Origin of the sequence: Hyphomicrobium sp. B1 (genome assembly GCF_049532635.1) — a bacterium.
Classification (GTDB): domain Bacteria; phylum Pseudomonadota; class Alphaproteobacteria; order Rhizobiales; family Hyphomicrobiaceae; genus Hyphomicrobium_B.
Genome location: NZ_CP134871.1, coordinates 2,835,330 through 2,856,575, shown reverse-complemented (window position 1 = coordinate 2,856,575; position 21,246 = coordinate 2,835,330). Strand labels below are relative to the sequence as shown.

General features: G+C 60.1%; 21 protein-coding genes. 12 read left to right on the top strand and 9 right to left on the bottom strand.

Annotated features, from left to right (window positions below; genetic code table 11):
* Window positions 1–49 precede the first annotated feature (49 nt).
* Window positions 50–310, top strand: coding sequence for a hypothetical protein (locus RLW55_RS13630; RefSeq protein ID WP_409560331.1), 261 nt, complete (start codon window positions 50–52; stop codon window positions 308–310).
* Window positions 311–422: 112 nt separating this feature from the next.
* On the opposite strand, the gene RLW55_RS13625 is transcribed toward RLW55_RS13630, so the two are convergent.
* Window positions 423–1,217: an SDR family NAD(P)-dependent oxidoreductase gene (locus RLW55_RS13625; RefSeq protein ID WP_414463017.1), complete on the bottom strand. Its 795-nt coding sequence runs from the start codon at window positions 1,215–1,217 to the stop codon at window positions 423–425.
* 323 nt (window positions 1,218–1,540) lie between these two features.
* Here RLW55_RS13625 and RLW55_RS13620 point away from each other — a divergent pair, with 323 nt between their 5' ends.
* Window positions 1,541–2,050 (top strand): CYTH domain-containing protein, encoded by a 510-nt coding sequence (locus tag RLW55_RS13620; RefSeq protein WP_013948131.1) that lies wholly within the window; start codon window positions 1,541–1,543, stop codon window positions 2,048–2,050.
* Window positions 2,051–2,089: 39 nt separating this feature from the next.
* Here RLW55_RS13620 and RLW55_RS13615 read toward each other — a convergent pair whose 3' ends face one another.
* Together RLW55_RS13615 and RLW55_RS13610 are read right to left on the bottom strand one after the other, a co-directional pair.
* Entirely contained in the window at window positions 2,090–3,139 is a 1,050-nt protein-coding gene (locus tag RLW55_RS13615) for a L,D-transpeptidase (protein ID WP_423414465.1), read from the bottom strand.
* Between the two features lie 202 nt (window positions 3,140–3,341).
* Window positions 3,342–3,617: a metal-sensitive transcriptional regulator gene (locus RLW55_RS13610; protein WP_409560334.1), complete on the bottom strand. Its 276-nt coding sequence runs from the start codon at window positions 3,615–3,617 to the stop codon at window positions 3,342–3,344.
* A gap of 75 nt (window positions 3,618–3,692) precedes the next feature.
* Between RLW55_RS13610 and RLW55_RS13605 the strand changes: the two genes are divergently transcribed.
* Together RLW55_RS13605 and RLW55_RS13600 are read left to right on the top strand one after the other, a co-directional pair.
* Complete coding sequence (locus RLW55_RS13605; protein ID WP_423414464.1) at window positions 3,693–6,140, top strand: heavy metal translocating P-type ATPase; 2,448 nt, start codon at window positions 3,693–3,695, stop codon at window positions 6,138–6,140.
* A gap of 33 nt (window positions 6,141–6,173) precedes the next feature.
* Entirely contained in the window at window positions 6,174–6,548 is a 375-nt protein-coding gene (locus tag RLW55_RS13600; protein WP_414463020.1) for a DoxX family protein, read from the top strand.
* Between the two features lie 11 nt (window positions 6,549–6,559).
* Here RLW55_RS13600 and RLW55_RS13595 read toward each other — a convergent pair whose 3' ends face one another.
* On the bottom strand, window positions 6,560–7,864 hold the full coding sequence (locus RLW55_RS13595) for an MFS transporter (RefSeq protein ID WP_414463021.1): 1,305 nt from the start codon (window positions 7,862–7,864) through the stop codon (window positions 6,560–6,562).
* 262 nt (window positions 7,865–8,126) lie between these two features.
* Between RLW55_RS13595 and RLW55_RS13590 the strand changes: the two genes are divergently transcribed.
* From RLW55_RS13590 to RLW55_RS13575, 4 genes are all read left to right on the top strand, one after another.
* Window positions 8,127–9,914, top strand: a complete 1,788-nt coding sequence (locus RLW55_RS13590; RefSeq protein ID WP_423414463.1) for a hypothetical protein — start codon at window positions 8,127–8,129, stop codon at window positions 9,912–9,914.
* A 152-nt stretch (window positions 9,915–10,066) separates the two neighbouring features.
* Window positions 10,067–11,080, top strand: coding sequence for an aldo/keto reductase (locus tag RLW55_RS13585; protein WP_423414462.1), 1,014 nt, complete (start codon window positions 10,067–10,069; stop codon window positions 11,078–11,080).
* A 51-nt stretch (window positions 11,081–11,131) separates the two neighbouring features.
* Window positions 11,132–12,010: an NAD(P)-dependent oxidoreductase gene (locus RLW55_RS13580; RefSeq protein WP_423414461.1), complete on the top strand. Its 879-nt coding sequence runs from the start codon at window positions 11,132–11,134 to the stop codon at window positions 12,008–12,010.
* Window positions 12,011–12,158: 148 nt separating this feature from the next.
* A complete protein-coding gene (locus tag RLW55_RS13575) occupies window positions 12,159–13,523 on the top strand; it encodes a cytochrome P450 (protein ID WP_423414460.1) in 1,365 nt (454 codons plus the stop codon).
* A 10-nt stretch (window positions 13,524–13,533) separates the two neighbouring features.
* On the opposite strand, the gene RLW55_RS13570 is transcribed toward RLW55_RS13575, so the two are convergent.
* Window positions 13,534–14,529, bottom strand: coding sequence for a hypothetical protein (locus RLW55_RS13570; protein WP_423414459.1), 996 nt, complete (start codon window positions 14,527–14,529; stop codon window positions 13,534–13,536).
* A 158-nt stretch (window positions 14,530–14,687) separates the two neighbouring features.
* Here RLW55_RS13570 and RLW55_RS13565 point away from each other — a divergent pair, with 158 nt between their 5' ends.
* On the top strand, window positions 14,688–15,449 hold the full coding sequence (locus RLW55_RS13565; protein WP_423414458.1) for a glucose 1-dehydrogenase: 762 nt from the start codon (window positions 14,688–14,690) through the stop codon (window positions 15,447–15,449).
* 72 nt (window positions 15,450–15,521) lie between these two features.
* Window positions 15,522–16,382, top strand: a complete 861-nt coding sequence (locus RLW55_RS13560; RefSeq protein ID WP_423414457.1) for a class I SAM-dependent methyltransferase — start codon at window positions 15,522–15,524, stop codon at window positions 16,380–16,382.
* A gap of 59 nt (window positions 16,383–16,441) precedes the next feature.
* On the opposite strand, the gene RLW55_RS13555 is transcribed toward RLW55_RS13560, so the two are convergent.
* A complete protein-coding gene (locus RLW55_RS13555; protein WP_013948146.1) occupies window positions 16,442–16,621 on the bottom strand; it encodes a DUF1328 domain-containing protein in 180 nt (59 codons plus the stop codon).
* Between the two features lie 349 nt (window positions 16,622–16,970).
* On the opposite strand from RLW55_RS13555, the gene RLW55_RS13550 reads away from it, so the two are divergent.
* Together RLW55_RS13550 and RLW55_RS13545 are read left to right on the top strand one after the other, a co-directional pair.
* Window positions 16,971–17,666: a ParA family protein gene (locus RLW55_RS13550; protein WP_423414456.1), complete on the top strand. Its 696-nt coding sequence runs from the start codon at window positions 16,971–16,973 to the stop codon at window positions 17,664–17,666.
* A 154-nt stretch (window positions 17,667–17,820) separates the two neighbouring features.
* Window positions 17,821–18,072, top strand: coding sequence for a hypothetical protein (locus RLW55_RS13545; protein WP_013948149.1), 252 nt, complete (start codon window positions 17,821–17,823; stop codon window positions 18,070–18,072).
* Between the two features lie 176 nt (window positions 18,073–18,248).
* On the opposite strand, the gene RLW55_RS13540 is transcribed toward RLW55_RS13545, so the two are convergent.
* From RLW55_RS13540 to RLW55_RS13530, 3 genes are all read right to left on the bottom strand, one after another.
* Window positions 18,249–19,781 carry an acyl-CoA carboxylase subunit beta gene (locus tag RLW55_RS13540; protein WP_013948150.1) on the bottom strand — a complete coding sequence of 511 codons (1,533 nt, stop codon included), beginning with the start codon at window positions 19,779–19,781 and terminating at the stop codon, window positions 18,249–18,251.
* 127 nt (window positions 19,782–19,908) lie between these two features.
* The gene (locus RLW55_RS13535) at window positions 19,909–20,616 is read right to left on the bottom strand and encodes a DUF2750 domain-containing protein (protein WP_414463030.1); all 708 of its coding nucleotides are present in this window, start codon (window positions 20,614–20,616) and stop codon (window positions 19,909–19,911) included.
* A 133-nt stretch (window positions 20,617–20,749) separates the two neighbouring features.
* Entirely contained in the window at window positions 20,750–21,196 is a 447-nt protein-coding gene (locus RLW55_RS13530; RefSeq protein ID WP_409560347.1) for a MarR family winged helix-turn-helix transcriptional regulator, read from the bottom strand.
* Window positions 21,197–21,246 lie beyond the last annotated feature (50 nt).

The window sequence follows — 21,246 nt, the reverse complement described above, 5'->3', positions numbered from 1 at the left end:
ATCGCGTTACAATAAGATTCGGCTAAAAAACGAAAAAGGAGGGATGCCTATGCAAACCCGCCAACTTCTCATCTTCATTGCGCTTAGCCTGATCGCTGCGGGTGTCGTCATCGGTGCGGTGACGACCTATAGGCGTTCACACACAGAAGTGCTTGTCGATACGCCGGCGGCGAAAGTCGAAACCAATAAGCCGGGCGATCAGACGACGATCGATGCGCCTTATACGCATATCGAAAAGGGCAACGAAGGCACGAAGATCGAAGCTCCGGGCGTAAAGATCGAAGTGCCGCCAAAGCAGCCGCAGAATTGATCTCCAGATCGAGTTGTGATGCTCGGGGCAGTCACGCGTGACTGTGCCGAGCATCCGCTTTTCATCTGCGCAATGGCTCCTCGGCATGACGCGTCGAGGAGGCCGGCCGCGGTCAGCCGATGGTTCTAAGAATGCCACCTTCAACCCGGAGCGCCGCGCCGTTGGTGGCGGAGGCTTCTTTGGACGCCGCGTACACAACCATGTTGGCGACTTCTTCAACGCTCGCGAACCGCTGAATGAGTGAGGTCGGGCGGTGTTCTTTCACGAAAGTGGCGGCCATCTCGTCCGTGCTCTTGCCTGCAGCTTCGGCCATCGACTTCAAGAAGTCATCGACACCTTCGGAAAGCGTCGGCCCCGGCAAGACGGAATTGACGGTGACGTTGGTTCCGGCCGTCAGTTGAGCGACGCCCTGGGCAATCGAGAGCTGCGCGGTCTTGGTGAACCCATAATGGATCATCTCGACGGGAATGTTCACCGCTGACTCCGACGAGATGAAGATCACTCGGCCCCAGTTGCGCTCAAGCATACCCTTCAGGTAGCCGCGGGTCAGGCGCACGCCGGACATCACGTTCGTCTCGAAGAAGCGCATCCAATCGGCGTCCGGAATATCGAAGAAGGGCTTCGGCTCGAAGATGCCGGCATTGTTGATCAGGATATCGACCGACGGCACCGCCTTGATCAAGGCATCGCAGCCTGCTGCGGTAGCGACGTCGGCAGCGACACCCGTGACAGCCGCAGCGTTGCATGCCTTGTGCACGGCGGCGATGCCCTTATCGACCGTCTCCTGCTTGCGGCCATTGATCACCACTTTGGCGCCGGCCTGAGCCAAACTTTTCGCGATGGCCAGTCCGATACCGGCCGTCGAGCCAGTTACGAGGGCGGTCTTGTCGGTCAAATCGATTTTCATGGGCCGGTTCCGGTTTGGAGGGTTGATGTGCCTTAGATCGGATTTTCCGAACAATATGCAAGAGTAATGTTTTCGTCGCGCCTCTCTTGGCCTGGATCAATGGCAATCGGAGCGCGCGGACCTAATTGCTACGTTGCGACGGCGGGAGAGTTCCGCCCGGTCGCGAACTCCCGCCGGCTCGGTCCCAACAGGTCGTCGCATGCGGTTCCAACAATTCGTATTGCTCCGGAAAGCAAGCAGCAACATTCCGGCCGTCAGAACGAGCTACAGTCTGTGCGACGCGTCGCAGTTCTTCGTTTGCGGCGCGGACGACGGGAGGGCGAATGGCACTCGAAATCGAACGAAAATTTCTGATCCATGACGCCTCCTGGAGAGAGGCGGTGACGGGTTCTGAACGCATTCTGCAGGGCTATTTCGCGCGCACGCCGCTGCTCCGAGCCCGCATTCGCATCTACGGTGACAAGGGCTACATCACGCTCAAGAGCGAACCGGGCATGCTGGTCCGGCATGAATACGAATATGAGATTCCGAAAGCCGACGCTGTCGAGATGATCAAGCAGTTCAGCGTCGAGCCGATCATCAGCAAGATGCGCTATGATGTGCCCTATGGCGGCGTCGTATGGAGTGTCGACGTCTTCGAAGGCGCGAACAAAGGGCTGGTGCTCGCCGAAGCCGAACTCAAAAGTCCGGACCAGGCGCTGGCATTGCCGCAGTGGGCCGGGCGCGAAGTGACGAACGATCGCCGCTACGGCAATTCCAACCTCGCGCGCTATCCGTTCATCACTTGGGACAAGAACGGCAATCCGCCGCCGGAGAAAGACGACGATGCATAGGCGCTGCGATGCCTTTGGCCCCGCACACGTGGCATTGCGTCAATGCCAGCCATTATAAGGGTCCCAGCCATCGTCGTCGGCTTGCCGTTCCGACTGACGATTGATGATGTGCGGCGATTGCGGGCTCGTTTTCTGCGCAGCCGCAGAGGTCTTCACCGACGTCCGCTCAGCCGGCTTCGACCGCGACTTCTCTGCGGCAGCCACGCGGCCGCTCAGTGAGCGCACGATCGTCACCTCGGTTCCCACATGCACGAGAGACGCAAGATGCAGCACGTTGGCGTTCATCATCCGGAAGCAACCTGACGACATCGCCTTGCCGATCGACTTCGGCTCGTTGGTGCCGTGGATGCGATACAGCGTGTTACCGAGATAGATTGCCTTGGCGCCGAGCGGATTGCCGATACCGCCGAGCATGCGCACGGGAAGTCCCGGCTGGCGCTGGCGCATTTCTGCGGGCGGATACCAATCCGGCCAATCAGCAATGCGGGACACTTTTTCCTTACCGGTCCAGGCAAAACCCTGACGGCCGACGCCGATCGAATAGGCGTAAGCCGTGTGCGTGTTGAGCACGTAGTAGAGTTTGCGCGCGCTGGTATCGATGACGATGGAGCCCGGCGCGTACGGCGCGTTGAAGGCCACCTTCGGCGGCGCCACAGGACGGATATAAGGGCGCGATCCGCCGCTGACGCCCTGCGACCTGCTCAGCCGCTCTTCTTCTTCGCGAGAGGGCGCTGCGTCCCACGCGCCATCATCGTCGCGATCGTATCCATATTTATCATAGCCGTCGCTGCCGTAGACCCGCCGCCCCGGATAGGGCGCGTAATAGCCGCCGTCGCGGTTGCCGTTGTAGCGGGGATCGTAGCGGCGCGGGTCGCTGTCGGGATCGCCGTAGCGATTATCGGCGCGCGGGCCGTCTTGCTGATCGAAGTAGCGATCGTCATCCTGCGGTTCGTCGTAGCCATACTGGGAATAGCCCTGCACGGGTGCGCCGCGTGGGTCATTCCATTGTTGCCACTGCTGGGCTGAGGCCAGGGTCGACGAACCGGCTAACGCCGACACGCCGACGATCGACAGAATGATTGCTTTCATTGAATCCCGCGCATTCTTTGATTTACCCGTAGGGCAGTCATGGCTGAACAGATCGGAACGCCATTTCCGTCGTTCAATATGTGATGCCTGAAGTCGTCATCGGCGTGGCAAATCAATGGCATCGACGCATGGGCGGTATTTCAAATTGTAACGAAGAAACGCTCAATATTGATAAAAGCCGATTTTCCTTGTCCGACGAAGTTCAGCGCGAAGAGCGGGCCAACACATCCATTAATTCTGCCACCTTACGGCGCTGCTCGGCCGAGTTGCCGCTGGCGATTGCGTGCTCGACGCAATGTGCGACGTGATCTTTCAGAACTTCCTCTTCGAGACGGCGAAGGGCGGCGCGAACGGCCGAGATCTGCGTGACGACGTCGATGCAATACCGGTCATCCTCGACCATCTTGGCGATGCCACGCACCTGCCCCTCGATCCGGCTCAGGCGTTTCAAGCACGCGGTTTTTGTCTGTTTCTGCATGCCTTGACGTATACCCTATGGGGGTATATCTGTCAAACGATACCCTAGGCGGGTACGCGGACTCAAGGATGCGGAATGATGGCGGCAGGTAAACCGACCGACGGACACGATCACAGTGGCCAGAACGGGCATAGCTGCTGCTCGCATCAGACCGCGAAAGACGGCGCGACTGCTGAGGCGCACGATCACGCCCATCATGATCATTCGGGTCATAGTCACGGCGTGGCCGCGCACATGGCGAAGGATCCCGTGTGCGGCATGAGCGTCGATCCCGCTACGGCGAAGCACCGCGCCGAGCATGGGGGACAGTCTTATTATTTCTGCTCTGCCGGTTGCCGGACGAAGTTTCTCGCCGAGCCTGCGAAATATCTGAAACCCGCCGAAGCGCGCTCTGAGAACGTCCCCGCCGGCACGATTTACACCTGCCCGATGCATCCGCAGATCCGCCAGGTCGGGCCGGGCTTTTGTCCGATCTGCGGCATGGCGCTCGAACCCGAGATCGTATCGGCCGAGGCTCAGCCGAATCCTGAGCTTGAAGACATGACGCGGCGTCTGTGGATTGGCCTTGCGCTGGCGCTGCCAGTGTTCGTGCTCGAAATGGGCGGACACATCTTCGATCTGCACCACCTCATCAGCCCAACGGTTTCGAATTGGGTGCAGCTCGTGCTCGCCACGCCCGTCGTGCTGTGGGCGGGCTTTCCGTTCTTTGAGCGCGGCTGGAAATCGATCCAGACTGGCAACCTCAACATGTTCACACTGATCGCGCTCGGAACGGGCGTGGCGTGGGTCTACAGCATTGTCGCGACGCTGGCGCCGAGCTTGTTTCCAGAAAGCCTACGCGGCATGGATGGCGCAGCGCCCGTCTATTTCGAAGCGGCTGCAGTCATCACGGTGCTGGTTCTCGTGGGTCAGGTACTTGAGCTTCGCGCGCGTGACCAGACGAGCAGCGCCATCCGGTCGCTGCTCAATCTCGCGCCGAAAACCGCGCAGCGCATCAAGGCCGACAATTCCGAAGAAGAAGTGCAAGTTGAGACCGTCGTCGTCGGCGACAAACTGCGCGTGCGTCCCGGTGAAAGCATACCGGTCGACAGCGAAGTCATCGATGGCAAAAGCAACGTCGATGAATCGATGGTGACCGGCGAGTCCATGCCCGTCAGCAAAACGGCTGGTGCGAAGGTGATCGGCGGCACGATCAACGGCTCGGGCGCGCTCGTCATTCGCGCCGAAAAGGTCGGCCGCGATACGATGCTGGCGCGCATCGTCCAGATGGTGGCGGATGCACAGCGCAGCCGCGCGCCGATCCAGCGATTGGCCGATCAGGTTGCAAGCTGGTTCGTGCCGCTGGTCTTAGGCGTCGCAGTATTGGCGTTCATCGCGTGGATGGCGTTCGGTCCAGAGCCGCGGTTTTCATACGCTCTCATCGCAGCGGTCTCAGTGCTGATTATCGCATGCCCCTGCGCGCTTGGTCTTGCAACGCCAATGTCGATCATGGTCGGCGTCGGACGCGGTGCGCGCGCGGGCGTTCTGATCAAGAACGCCGAAGCGCTGGAGCGGATGGAAAAGATCGACACGCTCGTCGTCGACAAGACCGGCACGCTGACTGAAGGCAAGCCGAAGGTTACCTCGATCCGCACCACGTCCGGTGTTGACGAAGCCGAGCTTTTGAAGCTCGCAGCAAGTCTTGAACAGGCGAGCGAACACCCGCTCGGTGCGGCCGTCGTCGCTGCCGCACGCGAACGCAATATCGCGCTTTCGCCGGTCAGCGACTTTGTAGCACCGTCGGGCAAGGGCGTCAGCGGCACCATCGACGGCCGCGCCGTCGTTATCGGCAACAGGAAGATCATCGACGAAGCGGGCATCTCGACGTCGTCACTCGATGCAGACGCGGAAAAGCTGCGCGCCGACGGTGCGACCGCGGTCTACGTCGCGGTCGATGGGCAGGCAGCGGGTATCATTGCGGTCGCCGATCCCATCAAGGCGACGACGGCATCGGCGCTTAAAAAACTCAAAGCCAGCGGTATTCATGTCGTCATGCTGACGGGCGACAATACCACGACGGCGAAGGCTGTCGCCGGCAAGCTCGGCATCGACGACGTCAAGGCGGATGTGCTGCCGGAAGACAAGGCGCGCATCGTCAACGAATACAACGGTCGCGGCCACGCCGTTGCGATGGCGGGCGACGGCGTCAACGACGCCCCTGCTCTCGCCGCCGCCGACGTCGGCATCGCGATGGGAACGGGCACCGACGTCGCGATCGAAAGCGCGGGCGTTACGCTGCTCAAAGGCGACCTTGGAGGCATCGCGAAAGCGCGTCGGCTGTCCGAAGCCACGATGTCGAACATCCGGCAAAACCTGTTCTTCGCTTTCATCTATAACGCCGCGGGCGTACCGATTGCGGCAGGCGTGCTCTATCCGGTCTTTGGTTTGCTGCTATCGCCCGTCATCGCGGCTGCAGCGATGGCGATGTCATCCGTCAGCGTGATCGGAAATGCGCTGCGTTTGCGGGCCATTGATATAGAGTAGGCTCAGCGGGAAAAGATTCGGGGGATCGAGAGAATGCTCAGCCTCAGCGCGTTTCTTTTGGGGCTTGGCCGCGTGCTGCTCGGCGGATTTTTTGTCTACGCGGGCGTGCATCACTTCTTCATCATGCCGCCGCTGACCGCCATGGTCGCTGCGCGCGGCATCCCCTACCCTCGCCTCGTCCTAATCGTCGGCTCTCTCTTCCAGATTGTTGCCGGCGCGCTTTTCGTTCTCAATATCTTCACGGCCGCCGCTGCGTTCGGCTTGATCGTGTTCACGATCGCCGCTTCGGTCATGCTGCTCAACTTCTGGAACATGGATGAACCGATGCGGCAGACCGCCAAGACCGCATGGCAAACGAACGCCGCCATTGTCGGCGGATTATTGATCGCTGCGGCTTACGCCGTCTGATTATTTACACCTTACGTTGTTGCTTTGGCATCGAGCATTGCGGGCGCACTCTCCGGTTTCTTTAGCGACAGAATGAGCAGCGACGCGGCGAGGCACGCAATTCCCGCTGCAAAGAACGCCGGCAGATAGGTCGCGAACTCGGTGCGCGTGAGCCCTGCTCCATATGCCGCCGTCGCTGCGCCGATCTGATGGCCGGCGAAGATCCAACCGAAGATGACGTTGGTTTTTTCAGGCCCAAAATAACGCGTCGTCAGCTTGACCGTGGGCGGCACGGTCGCGATCCAATCGAGGCCGTAGAACATCGCGAAAAGCGACAGACCATAAAATGTGAAGTCGGTGTACGGCAGATAAAGCAGCGATAGCCCGCGCAGGCCGTAGTACCAGAAGAGCAGCCAGCGGTTGTCGAAACGATCCGATAGCCAGCCCGAGCCGATGGTGCCAAAGAAATCGAAGACGCCCATCATCGCGAGCACGCTGGCCGCCGCGACGGATGCGAGGCCGTAATCGCCGCACAGCGCGATGAAATGCGTCTGGATCAGGCCGGTCGTGCTCACGCCACAGATGAAGAACGTGCCGAACAGCACCCAGAATGCTCCGCTGGTGGAGACCTCCTTCAGCACCAACAACGGCGTCAGCAACAGCGCAGCAAAATTCTCAGTATGCGGCGGCGTGGGAACGATGTCCTTCGCGCCGTAAGGTGGCAGGCCGACATCGGCGGGACGGTCGCGCATCAGGAGCCAGACGACGATGGCAGCAACGGCGATCACCGCGCAGATGAACGCGACGGAGAGACGCCATCCGTAAAGCGCCGTGAGCTTGGCGAGCAGCGGCAGAAAGACCAGCTGGCCGGTTGCCGTGCTGGCAGACAGCATGCCCATCACCAGGCCGCGCCGCTCGGAGAACCAGCGTGTCGCGACCGTGGCGCCGAGCACCATCGCCGTCAGTCCCGTTCCAAATCCGACGCCGACGCCCCACAGCAGAACGAGTTGCCAGAGGCTGGTCATCGCCAACGACGCGGCGAGCACGGCGGCAACGATGACGAGCGCCGTCAGCACCATGCGGCGAATGCCGAAGCGGTTCATGAACGCGGCCGCGAACGGCCCCATCAGCCCAAAAAGGATGAAACGGATGGCCAACGCCGATGAGATCTCCGACGTCTTCCAGCCGAATTCTTTTTCGAGCGGGACGATAAAAACGCCCGGCGCGCCCACGGCCCCTGCCGTCACGAGCATAGTGAGGAATGCCGCGGCGGCAACGGCCCAGCCGTAGTGGATGTTTTTACGCGCCATCGTTGCGGCGAGCGCCGAAGAGATCATGAAGGCCCCAAACCGTATCCGCGTTTAACCCATGCCGAGGGTTTTATATTATGTTCATAATGAAAATCCAGTGCAACGCCGCCGCGCACAGAAGCGAGCGTTCCGGGAGCAGGATTTCATTAAGGAAATCATTAACTTCAACCTGCGCAAATGCGCCTCCTTGCGGCCTCATGCATCGGCATTCTACCACTGGCATGGACTGCGGGGATAAGTTGGCCGTCACCAGAATTGCATGACAGTCCTGAGGCGAAAGCAATCGACGATGATACGCCAGCGGCTTCTGTTTCTCGGACTGCTGATCTGGGCGCTCGCGATGATCCTGCCGGATTTCGCGCGCGTGGTTCGCCCTCTCGGATCGTTCGGTTTTTATGCCGACAGTGACGGGCTGATCTATGACGTTGCCGGTCCGTTCAATGCCCTCGAGAACTCCCCCGCCTGGAAAGCCGGTGTGCGCGAGGGCGACAGGCTCGATTTTTCGAAAATGCGATGTATTCCATACGATCGCGACGTGTGTGCCGCGACGATCTCAGCGGTCGGCGGCAACGAATATGTCCTTCCTGGCGTACAGGCGACGTTCGAGCTGCTGCCCAATGGCGCGGAACCGGCACGTCAGGTGCACTTGATGGCGCTGCCCCGGCCCTCAAACTGGCTCGTGCGCTTCGTGCTGATGCTCGAGCAAATCGCCGGCATCGCGGTCATCCTCGGCGCCGGGTGGCTGGTGTGGACGAAGCCCGGTCCTATGAGCTGGGGCTTTTTCCTGTACGCCATCTGGTTCAATCCCGGCCAAGCCTACGAATTCTATGCCCACTTGCAGCGCTGGCCGATCGTGCTGATGGCGCAGAACGCTCTGGGTTGCATTGCTCAGGCTGCGGGATACGTCGGCCTGCTGATCTTCGTGATGCGAGCGCCGACCGATACGCTGCAGCCGCAATGGGCGCGCGCGGAACGCCTGATGCCATGGCTCGGCGCCGTTATTGCCGTGGCGCTCATGGCGTCCTACGGCAGCTCGTTCGGATTCCATACTGAATTGCTCAGTCGCGTCACAATCTTGTTCGGTATCCTCGTCAGTGCGGCGGCCGTTGCGATCCTGCTGATGCGGCGGCAGACGCTGTCGCCCAAGGACAACCAGCGCCTGCGGTGGGTGATGTGGGGATGCCTGATCGGACTTCCGGCGTTTGTCATCGCCGATCTCAACGAATACACGACGCTGCTGACCGACTGGGACGGGCTGTTTCTGCCGGAAGATGTCGCCGGGCTGCTATATCTTACCAACGGCGTGCTTTGCCTGTTCGTGGTCGAAGCCGTGCGGCGGCAACGCGTCGTCAACGTTGCGATACCGCTCAGGCGCGTGACCGTGCTTGCGCTCATTACGAGTTTGCCGGCTCTCCTCTTGCACGAGCAGGCCGAGCATCTGCATGAGCTTGTCGAGCTTCCGAGCTGGACGTGGCTTCTCGTCGGCGCGATCATTCTGTTTGTCATCGGACGGCTGCACGAATGGGCCGTCGAGCTCGCCGACGATTTTTTCAATCGCTCGCTCGATCGGGCCGGGGAGATTCTCGACGAAGCCATATTGGAGGCCAAAACCGGAGACGAGATCGACCGAATTTTATCCAGCCGCGCCAGCAATATTCTCAGGCTGTCATCAGCGGTGACGTTCCGCCGGACCGAAAGCGGTTTTCGCCGCTACGAAAACGGCACAGGCTGGACCGGCGATATCTCGGATCTTCGTCTCAACGATGACAATCTCGGCGCGCTGCTGAAGGGCGAGCCGTGCGTCATCAACGAGGCGGTGGCAAAGGACGCGTCATTTCCTGGCGATCTCGATATGCCGATCCTGGCGATTCCGGCGACGAGCCGCGTGCATTGTTATGCCATCACGTTCTATGGCCCGCACGAGTCCGGCACGGCGATCGACGGCAACGAACGACGGATGCTGCAGAACCTCGGGCGACACGCGGCCGACGCCTACGCCCGCATCGAGAACGACGAGTTACGCAAAACCATCACGGATCTTAGATATCAAGTCGAGATGCGCGGCGCCCTGGCTTAGAGGGCGCGCACCTTCGCGCGCTCTTGATACGTTGCGACAGGCTGCCTGCCATCTCAACGAGCGCTTAATGCCATCGGAAGTTTGTATTGGAAGCTTCTTCGTCGCGTCGCCATGTTTAAGCACAGTGTAGCCGGCGAAATGAGGAGCATGTCATGGAACAGATCGCTATCGGCAAGTCCGGCGTCACGACGTCTCGGGTGGGTCTTGGAACCTGGGCCATCGGCGGATGGATGTGGGGCGGCAGCGAAGAACGCGAGTCCATCGCGACAATCCAATCGGCCGTCGAGCGCGGCATTACGCTGATCGACACAGCGCCGGTCTATGGTTTCGGCCAGTCTGAAGAGATCGTCGGCAAAGCGCTCGCAGTAGGCGGACTGCGCGACAAAGTACAGATCGCAACGAAAGTCGGGCTGGCGTGGAAGGACGGCAAGGTCTATCGGGATTCTTCGCCGTCACGCATTCGTCAGGAAATCGAGGACTCGCTGCGCCGACTACGAACGGACGTCATCGACCTTTATCAAGTCCACTGGCCCGATCTCGACACACCATTCGAAGAGACGGCGCGCACGCTGGAAGATTTGCGGCGGTCCGGAAAAATCCGCGCGATCGGAGTCAGCAATTATTCGCCGGCGCAGATGGAGAAGTTTCGCCGTGCGGCGGCGCTCGATGCGGTGCAGCCGCCCTACAATCTGTTCGAGCGAGAGATCGAGGCCGACGTTCTTCCTTATGCCGAAAGAGCCGGACTTACGGTGCTCAGCTATGGCGCGTTATGCCGAGGGCTGCTCAGCGGGCGCATGACCGCCGCGACGACGTTTAGCGGCGATGATCTGCGTAAAGCCGATCCGAAGTTCCAGGCCCCGCGCTTCGCACAATACCTTGCTGCAATCGAAAAGCTGCAAGCTCTGGCGCAGAACCGCTTCGGCAAATCCGTGCTCGCGCTTGCTGTCCGATGGGTCCTTGACCAGGGGCCCACGATTGCGCTGTGGGGCGCGCGCCATCCCGGTCAGCTCGATCCGGTGGCCGAAGTCGATGGCTGGCATATCGACGACGGCAGCAAGCGTGAAATAAATTCGATTTTGGAAGCCTGCATCAGCGATCCGGTTTCTCCTGAGTTCATGGCACCGCCGGAAAAGCGGCCACAATTCGCGCAGGCCCGGTCAAGCTGAGATGGCGGCGTGCCGCAATTTTCACTCGGTCGACGAGATATGTGAGGAAGTATGAAAGTCGGATTCATCGGGCTCGGTCATATGGGCTCGGCCGTCGCAGCAAACCTGCTCAAGGCAGGATACGATGTCACTGTCTACAATCGCACCCGGGCGAAAGCCGAAGCGCTTGCGTCGCAGGGCGCCAAGGTCGCAAGCACGCCGGGCGAAGCAGCGACGGGTGATGCCGTCTTCACGATGCTGGCGGACGACACCGCCGTTGCGAGCGTTGTTTTCGACGACGGCGGCATTCTCGCGAGCATGAACCCCAAGGCCGTTCATATCTCGCTCAGCACCATCAGCACGGCCCTTTCGAAGCGGCTGGTGGAGGCGCATGCGAATACCGGGCAGCGTTACGTCGCAGCGCCCGTGCTCGGCCGTCCTGATGCGGCAGCGGCCGCGAAGCTCTTTATCGTTGCGGCGGGCGCGGCTGACGCTGTGAAAGCCGTAACGCCTTTGTTTGATGTTATCGGACAACGAACATTCGTCGTCTCGGAGCAGGCCGACGCCGCCAACGTCGTCAAGCTCAGCTGTAATTTTCTTATTGCGACCGTCATTGAATCGCTCGGCGAAACGATGGCGCTCACGAGCAAGGCCGGCATCGACAAACACCACTTTCTCGACATCCTCACCTCGACGCTGTTCGGCGCGCCGATCTACAAGACTTACGGCAATCTAATTGCGGACGAAAAATTCAAGCCTGCTGGGTTTGCAGCGCCCCTCGGGCTGAAAGATGTTCGGCTGGCGCTGGCCGCCGGCGAGGAACTGCGCGTACCGTTGCCCATCGCCAGCCTGCTGCGCGACCGCTTTCTAACCCTGCTTGCCAATGGCGGCGATGATTTAGACTGGTCGGCCGTCGGCAGCCTAGCGGCGAAAGATGCAGGCGTCGCCTGAGTTCCCCACCTTCGCGCATGTCTCCCGCGCCTTTTCAAGCTTACACTGAAGGTCGCAAAACGATAGCATCGTCAGCATGGGCTGGAACCAAATGGTATCCGTGCCTATTTCGAAATTTCGAATGCGTTATCGAATTTCGGAGCCGGACATGAGCACGTCTATCGCAACGTCGCACACGGCCACGTTACACAAGGGTCTGCCGCCTGGTCCGAAAGGTACCTTGATCGGCGGCAATCTCTCGCAGATCGGGTCGCGACGCGTCGATTTCTTTCTAATGCTAGCGCAGACGTATGGTCCTGTTGCGAGCTTCCGCGCCGGACGATGGCGACTTTTTCTCGTCAGCGATCCCGAGCTCATCCAGCAGGTGCTGGTGACGGACGCGCGTTCCTACATCAAGCATTTCGGCGCGCGGACGTTCAAGCCAGTCCTAGGCAACGGCCTCGTTACGAGCGAGGGCGATTTCTGGCTGACGCAACGCCGCCTGTTGCAACCTGCTTTCCTCAAAACGCAGGTGCTGTCCTATGCTCCGGTCATGGCGGAATTGACAGAAGCTATGCTCGCGAAGTGGGTGCCAGGAACATCTGTTGACATCGCATTCGAGTTCAGCGCACTGACGAGCGCCATCGCACTGAAGACGCTGTTCGGCCTCGACGATCACGGCGATCGCGTGCGCGTTGATGAAAGTCTGCGGCTGACGTTCGAGCTTCTGACGCATCGTCTCGACTCGTTGTTTCAAGTGCCGCTCGTTTTTCCGACGCCGGCCAATTTGCGCCTCAAGCGGGCGATCGCAGACGTCAACGCCGTTATTGACGGTTTTATTACTCAGAAGCAGGCGGCGTCTCCCGGCAACGATCTGCTGTCCACGATGATTGCAGCACAGCGCGAAGACGGCACGCAAATGACGGCGCAACAGCTGCGCGACGAAGCGATGACGCTCTATCTCGCGGGCCATGAAACGACGGCACTCACCTTGACGTGGAGCTGGTATCTGCTGTCGCAACATCCCGACGTCGAACAAAAGCTCGTCGCCGAATGGCAGCGTGTTCTCGGCGGACGCGCGGCGCGTGCGAGCGATCTATCGGCGCTGACGTATACGGCAGCTGTCATCAACGAGGCGATGCGGCTTTATCCCCCCGTCTATGTCATCGGGCGCGAGGCGACGACAGATCTCGAACTCGGCGGTTATCGCGTCAAGAAAGGCTATACGATTTTGATGAGCCAGTGGGTCAACCATCGCGACCCGAAGTATTTTCCTGAGCCCGAGCGCTTTCTTCCCGAGCGATGGCTCGATGGCCTCGCATCGCGTCTGCCGAAGTTTGCCTACTATCCGTTCGGTGGCGGCCAGCGGCTTTGCATCGGCGTGCACTTCGCATTGATGGAAGCGGCCATCGTGCTCGCGACCGTGGGACAACAATTCAAGTTCACGCTCGCCCCCGACGCGGTGATCGACATCATGCCTCAAATCACGATGCCACCGAAGTACGGCATGCCCGCCACGTTGACACGTCGTTGATTTTTGGCTCCTACGAGGCCGTCGCGAGGTCCTCTTCCGGTCGTCGCCAGAATGCAAATCTGCGCTTGCGTACGGGCTCGCCAGCGGTCGCAAGCGAGCTAATCAAATCGGCGGCGCCGCGAACCACACGGCGGTTGTTCCAGTATCCGGTGTGAGCATGATAGGCGACCATCGGTTGCGACAGATAACCGAGCCCGCGGAGAAGCATGCCTTCCGATGCAACCTCAATATCGTCAAGCAGCGGCTCGTTCGCATAAGCTTCGTTGAGCGGCTTCAGTGGATAGCCGAGCAGATCGTTGCGGCTATAGAAGTTGAGCCATCGTGTGCGCGCTCGCATATCGGCATCGAGACCCCTACCGGGAAAAGCTGGCGGCGTGTTCGGATCGCGGGACGTCGTGATCGGCAGAATGCGGCTCGGCCCAAACGTGAAAGTGAAGAGCGGCATGTTCGAGCCCATCATCACCAAGCCTGCCAGCGTATCGAGGCGGCGAAAGGGCGAGCCGTTCTTCAAGTAAGCGGCGAATTCTCGGATATCATCGCCCTCTGGTGCGAGGCGCGCATCGTCCCAGTTCTTGATCGTATTTACGTCCCAGATGAACGAAGAGACGATATGGCAGCCGAGCGAATGGCCGATGAAAATCAGCGGCCGGTTCGGCTGGCCGTCGCCGTCGAGCGTTTCGAGAACGGCGCGAATGTCGGACTGAATTTCGTAGTAGCAGGAATTGCGGAAGCTCTTTGTCTTCTGATAGGCGGCTGCGTCACCGAGGCCCTGGACGACCAAACTGCGATACGGCGTTACGGGAAAAAGGCGGCTCTTTGCAACTTCATCGAGATATTCTTTCTGGCGCTGGCGCACGCGCTCCGCCCAGAAGACCGACCGAAACGTCGCGACGTCGCGGACGCGCTTGGGCAGGCAGGCCTCGATTGCGGACTGCATGCCTGCGTGATAACCCGGCGCAAACGTATGAATACCGTGCACGAACACGATCGCGACTGGCTGCGCCATGCTCCTCCCCCGCATTCTTCAATGTATAAATAGACTTCGTTCCAACTGCTATCGTTCGGGCTTGCGGCGTTTGCATGGCGTGCGTGCAACGCTGCGCCGTTTCGCACGTTGGCCGTTCTATGACGTTTTAATCCGAAGCCACATCAGGACCGCATGACATGGATGCAAAAATCGCCGCGATTACGGGAGGCGGACAAGGCATCGGACGTGGCATCGCGTATGCTTTCGCGGCGGCGGGCTATGCTGTTTCCATCGCCGATCCGGCCGCGGACGCAGGCGAAGAGGCCGTCGAATACATCAGCAAGCTCGGCGGGCGCGCGCTGTACGAGCGCGCAGACACGTCGCGCGAGGAAGACGTGAGCCGCTGGATCGCACGGACCATCAAAACGTTCGGCTGTCCGGAGGTGCTCGTTAACAACGCCGGGATCAATGCCAATCAGCCATTCCTCGAATTGCGGATCAAGGATTTCGATCATGTGCAGGCGGTCAACGTCCGTGGTGCGGTGCTCTGCACGCAAGCCGTCGCGCGTGAACTCGTCAAGGCAAAGCGGGGCGGTGCAATCATCAATATCGCCTCGACGCGCGCCTTCATGTCGGAGGCTAACACCGAAGCCTACACGGCATCAAAAGGCGCGATCATCGCATTGACGCACGGCATGGCGATCAGCCTCGGCGGCTATGGCATTCGCGTCAACGCGATCAGCCCCGGCTGGATCGAGACCGGCGACTGGCAATATTCAGGACGCGCAAAAATCCCGCATCATTCGGATACCGACAAGGCGCAGCATCCTGTCGGCCGCGTCGGCGTACCGGATGACATTGCCAAGGCATGTCTGTTTCTCGCAAACGATGCGGGCTTCATGACCGGCCAAAACATCATCATCGACGGCGGCATGAGCGTGAAGATGATTTATGTCTAGCTTGCGGTCGTCGCGCTGACGCAATCGCGGCTTATGCCGCTTGGCGCTCAATTGGCTCAAGGATATATCCCCGTGACAAGCGCAATCATCGAGAACGTCTCGGATACGGCATTCTGGGTCGCTCACTATCGCGGCATAGAAAGCAAGCGCGCGGATGCTCTCTTTCATGATCCCCTCGCGGCAGTGCTGGCAGGAGATCGCGGGCGGACCATCGCCGAAGCCATGCCGCGCCCTTTTCTGACGGAATGGGTCATTGCTGTACGCACTCGCATCATCGACGAGTTCATTCATGGTGCGGTCGACAACGGCGTCGATACGGTTTTGAACCTCGGGGCGGGCCTAGATACGCGCCCTTATCGGATGGATCTGCCGCCGACGCTGAATTGGATCGAAGCCGATTATCCGGCGATGATCGACTACAAGAAAAGCTTGCTCGCGCAAGAAAAGCCGCGCTTCGGTCTGTCACGCGTGACATGCGATCTCGCGAACGATGCGGAACGCAAGTCCGTGCTTTCAGAGGTCAATGCGAAATCTCGGAAATTCTTGGTCCTGACCGAGGGCGTCGTTCCATATCTGACAATGGATGCTGCCGGAGCTCTGGCCGATGATCTCCATGCGCTCGATCATGCGGCCTACTGGATCGTCGATTATCTTTCGCCTCAGCTTCTCAAGTTCCGCGAGGGCATGATGTCGGGCAAAATGCAGAACGCGCCGTTTTTATTTCGCCCCACCGACTGGTTTGGTTTCTTCGACCAACATGGTTGGCACCGCGAGGAAATTCGCTATTTCGGCGAGGAAGGCGATCGGCTGGGTCGCAAAATACGGATGCCCTTCCTAGCAATCGTCGCGACCGTCGCGCGTGCCCTGTTGTCATCTGCGGAACGACAGAACTTTAAGAACGCGGCCGGCTACGCTCTGATGGTGCCGAAGTGAATTGGAACCAGCCCCCAACGCTTCCGAGCGCCGGGGGCTGCTCAACGGCGACAGAAAACCTACACACCGCGTCGCAACACACCGGCCACGAGGCCGATGATCACGAACACGACGGCCACCATCAGCAAGAGATGCGCGCCAGACATCGCCGTTCCGGCTACGCCGCCGAAGCCGAGAAACGCCGCAATAAGCGCGACGACCAAGAAGACGATCGCGTAATAAATCAGGCTGCCACCCATTGTGGTCCTCCATGCTCAAATGTCTGCAAAGCGAACGCACGCCGGCGTTTTTAAGTTCCTTTTTGCTTAGGCCCGGCTTCTGATTGCGCCCGGCGACACGGGTTCCACGAGCCGGCCCCCCTCGCCTGTCATCTCAGCAGACGCAAAGCGGAGAGCACGGCCCCAGCGCGGCCATGCTCCCAGTTTCGCCGCCAATGCGGGGCCGGAATAACAGAGCCGTTCACGGCTCGCCGGGAGCGATGTCGTTCGACATTTTTGCCCCGTTCGTTAAAGATTAACGCCGGGGATGCGGCCGGGCGGCAAAGATGGCTTGGCCAGCCTAACACTCGGAGCTAGCCTAAGAACTGTCGTGAACGTCTTAATTGGCCCGTCGATTGCCATGCCTGTCGTTCTATCCATCATCGGCCAAAAAGGCGGCGTGGGGAAAAGCACGCTGGCGCGAGCGATTGCTGTCGTCGCGGCGCAAGGCAACCTACGGGTCAAGCTGCTCGATCTCGATATCGGGCAACAGACATCCGTGCGCTGGTCGACGACGCGCGCAACGAGCCGTACGCTTCGGACCATCGACGCGGAGGCTTTTTCATCGGTCGCCGATGCGCTCAAGGATACGTCGGACGTCGATCTCATCGTTATCGATACACCCGGCCATCTCTCGCCCGAGACGTTCGAAATTGCGCGCGCGTCGGATCTCATCGTCCTGCCGACGGGCACGAGTTCGGACGATCTCCATCCAACAACGCTGCTGCTCTATGAACTGGAGCAGAGGGGGCTATCGAAAGATCGGCTGTGTGTTGCCCTTTGCCGGATCCTGGACGCAAAAGAAGAACGCTGGGCGCGGCATTACCTTGAAACGACCGGCTATAAGCCGCTCATTGGCTCGCTACCAGAGCGCCTCGGTTATCGGCGTGCGCACAATCGCGGCCGGGCGATCACTGAAACCTCGGAAGCCTCGCTCAATGAACGCGCCAATGAATTGATGGCCAGTGTGCTGAGGAAAATTCTTCAGCACGTTCGTTCCGCCAACGGCGTTTATTCGGCGCATTGATAATATCATTCAAAACGGCGCGAGCATAAGGCGACGCCGCCCTCCAGCTGCGGTTCATGTTCTTTACAAATCTACAAGCTGCGTCCGCGCGGGAAACCATTACCTCTCGATCCCGTTTGAAGACCGTCCTATCGACAAACGAGAGGTAAGTCTCATGAAATTCGTCACAACCGCTGCACTGCTTGGGGCCGGCATGCTTGCTCTGACCGCGACCACGGCTTCGGCGGCAATTGTCTGCAACAGGGAGGGCGATTGCTGGCACGTGCGCGGGCACTACAAGTACGAACCGGGCCTGCATTTGCGCGTGTTCCCCGATTCATGGAAGTGGGGCGACCACGATCACTATCGTTGGCGCGAGCATGAAGGCCGCGGCTACTGGCGCGGCGGCGTGTGGATTAATCTCTAATTAGTTTTGTGCCCGGCGACACGCGTTCCGCGCGCCGGCCGCCGGGCACATTGCTTGATGCTTCGTTCTTTGCAGAATTTTTGAAACGCCAGACGACACGCGTTGCGCGCGCCGGGCATTTTCGTTTTACCGCTTCCGACTGTGCTGCGCGCAGCCCGCCGGAAGCGGCGAAACCATCACAACGGAATGTTGTCGTGCTTCTTCCAGGGATTTTCGAGCGTCTTGTTGCGCAGCATGTTGAGCGCGCGGCAAAGGCGCTTGCGGGTCGCTGAGGGCGTGATGACCTCGTCGATGTAGCCACGCTCGGCCGCGACGAATGGATTGGCGAACCGCTTCTTGTATTCGTCGATGCGCGCCTGAATCTTCGCCGGGTCCGATAGTTCGGAACGGTAAAGAATTTCGGCAGCACCCTTCGCCCCCATGACGGCGATTTCGGCTGTCGGCCACGCATAGTTGACGTCGCCGCGGATATGCTTGGAACTCATCACGTCGTAGGCGCCGCCGTACGCTTTGCGCGTGATGACGGTCACCTTCGGAACGGTTGCTTCGGCGTAAGCGAAGAGCAGTTTCGCGCCGTGCTTGATGAGGCCGCCGTACTCCTGCGCGGTGCCCGGCAGGAAGCCCGGGACGTCAACGAACGTGACGAGCGGAATGTCGAAGCAATCGCAGAAGCGGACGAAGCGGGCAGCCTTGCGAGAAGCATCGCTGTCGAGCACGCCTGCCAGCACCATCGGCTGGTTGGCGATGATGCCGACGGTCGAGCCTTCCATGCGCGCGAAGCCGGTCACGATGTTCTTCGCAAACGCTTCCTGGATTTCGAAGAAGTCCGCCTCGTCCACGACCTTCAGGATCAGTTCCTTGATGTCGTAGGGCTTGTTCGGATTGTCGGGGATTAGCGTGTCGAGCGAATGGTCGATGCGATCGGGGCTGTCGTGCGTCGGGATGAGCGGCACGCCCGCCTGGTTGCTCGACGGCAGGAAGTCCATCAGGCGACGCATCTGCAGCAGCGCCTCGAGATCGTTCTCGTAGGCCTTGTCGGCGATTGAGGACTTCGTGGTGTGGACCTTGGCACCGCCCAACTCTTCCGCGGTCACGGTTTCGTTCGTCACGGTCTTCACGACGTCGGGGCCAGTCACGAACATGTAGCTCGTGTCCTTCACCATGAAGATGAAGTCGGTCATGGCAGGCGAGTAGACGTCGCCGCCCGCGCACGGTCCCATAATGACGGAAATCTGCGGGATAACGCCGGACGCCAGCACGTTGCGCTGGAATACTTCGCCGTAGCCGCCGAGCGCGTCGACGCCTTCCTGAATGCGTGCGCCGCCGGCATCGAAAACGCCGATGATCGGGGCGCGGTTTTTCAGCGCCATATCCTGGATCTTGGTGATCTTCTTGGCGTGTGTCTCGGACAGCGAACCGCCCATCACCGTGAAGTCTTTCGCGAAGACGTAGACGACGCGGCCGTTGATAGTGCCCCAGCCAGTGACGACGCCGTCGCCCGGCACCTTCGTCTTTTCCATGCCGAAGTCGGTGCAGCGGTGCTCGACGTACATGTCGAATTCTTCAAACGAGCCATCGTCCATCAGAAGTTCGATGCGCTCGCGGGCGGTCAGCTTGCCCTTGGCATGCTGCGCGTCAATCCGGGCGCGGCCGCCGCCGAGACGGGCATTGTCGCGGCGCTTCTCAAGCTCATCGATAATGTCTTTCATGGAACCCCTTGCCTGGCTCGGGCCGAATGTGCCGAAAGGGCTCTCTAGCATGGCTCCGATGCAGCGCAAACGGTGAGTTGTCGCGATGCCGGAGCCAAGCCCCGTACCTAGGCAAATGCCCGGAAACTCAGGCGCTTTTTGCGGCGGGCTCGGCTGCCGGCGCGGCCAGCCGGGCGGACAAATCAGCCGCCTTGACCTCGACAAAGCCGGCGCCGCGAACTGGCTCAATCAGAACGGGATGATTTTGGGCTGCGGCCCAGGGCAGCGTCGTTGCGATGAAATTCGCGATCGGCTCAACGATGACGCGCTTGCCCGCGATCTTTTTCATGTGGGCTTCGGCGTCGGGCCGGTGCGAAAAAACGTGCAGCTTGTCGGCCGAGCGCGGCTTCTGCGTGCCGGGCGTCAGCATCGGGCCCTCGGCATTGCCGACAAGGTAAATTTCGCGCTTCTCACGGGCGGCGGCGGCATAAAGCGGGATCGCCTCGGTCTTGAGGCGGATCAGAAGATCGCGCGGGTCGATCTCGGCTTCGATCGGATCGGAAACCCAGTCGGTGCCGACGAAACCCTTGGCGGTCGCGATGCCAGGCAGAATATCAGTTGCAAATACTTCCAGAGAGATATCCTGCAACTCGCGGTTTCCCGCCAGTGCCTCGGCCCAGCGCCCTGCCTCGATCGGGCTCGACCAGAAAAGCTGAACCGTTCGCCCTGCGACCTTCTGCGAGGGCACGGAAGCGTTTTCCTCATCGGCAAGCGTGAGCACACGCCCTTCGGCCACCGCCCGGCGCACGAAGCGGTCGCGTTGCGCTAGCTCTGGAATGCGCGGCGCGTTGAGCATTGGTCACCGACCCCGAATCATTCCTGCAAGTGTTCTTGAAACGCGACGCGAGGACAAGGAGGTCTCGGGTAAAGATAATCCTTCGTGTTAAATTCGGTTCTTTCTTCTGTGTTTTCGATGCGACGTCTGCGCCTCAATTGTCCATGGCTTCGACATTTGCCAGCACTCGACGCAACAGGCCCATCAGCGTCTCGACCTCTTGCGCGGTTAGCCCCTCCATCGCTTCCTTGTTGCCTTGAAGGAGGATCTCGCGCCCCTGAGGCAGCTTCGCCAAAGCTTTTTCGGTAAGCGAAATCATGCTGCTGCGGCGATCGGTTAGATCCGGTTCCCGGTGCACGAGGCCATCGCGTTCCATGCGATTGATAAGCTGCGCCATGCTCGGCTGCTCAACTTTTACCAAACGCGCCAGTTCGATTTGCGACATTCGATTGCCGTCTTTGAGAGCGCTAAGCACGGGCAGATGCGCGGAGGCAAAGCCCAGCGCGCGGAGACGCGTGTCGCCGACCCGCGCCAAGCCGCGCGCAATTCGACTGAAATAATGACCGGGCGTCTCCATCGGCTTCCACTTACCGCTTGCCATTACATAGGGTCCTATGTTTATAACATAGGACCCTATGTAATCGGAGGCGA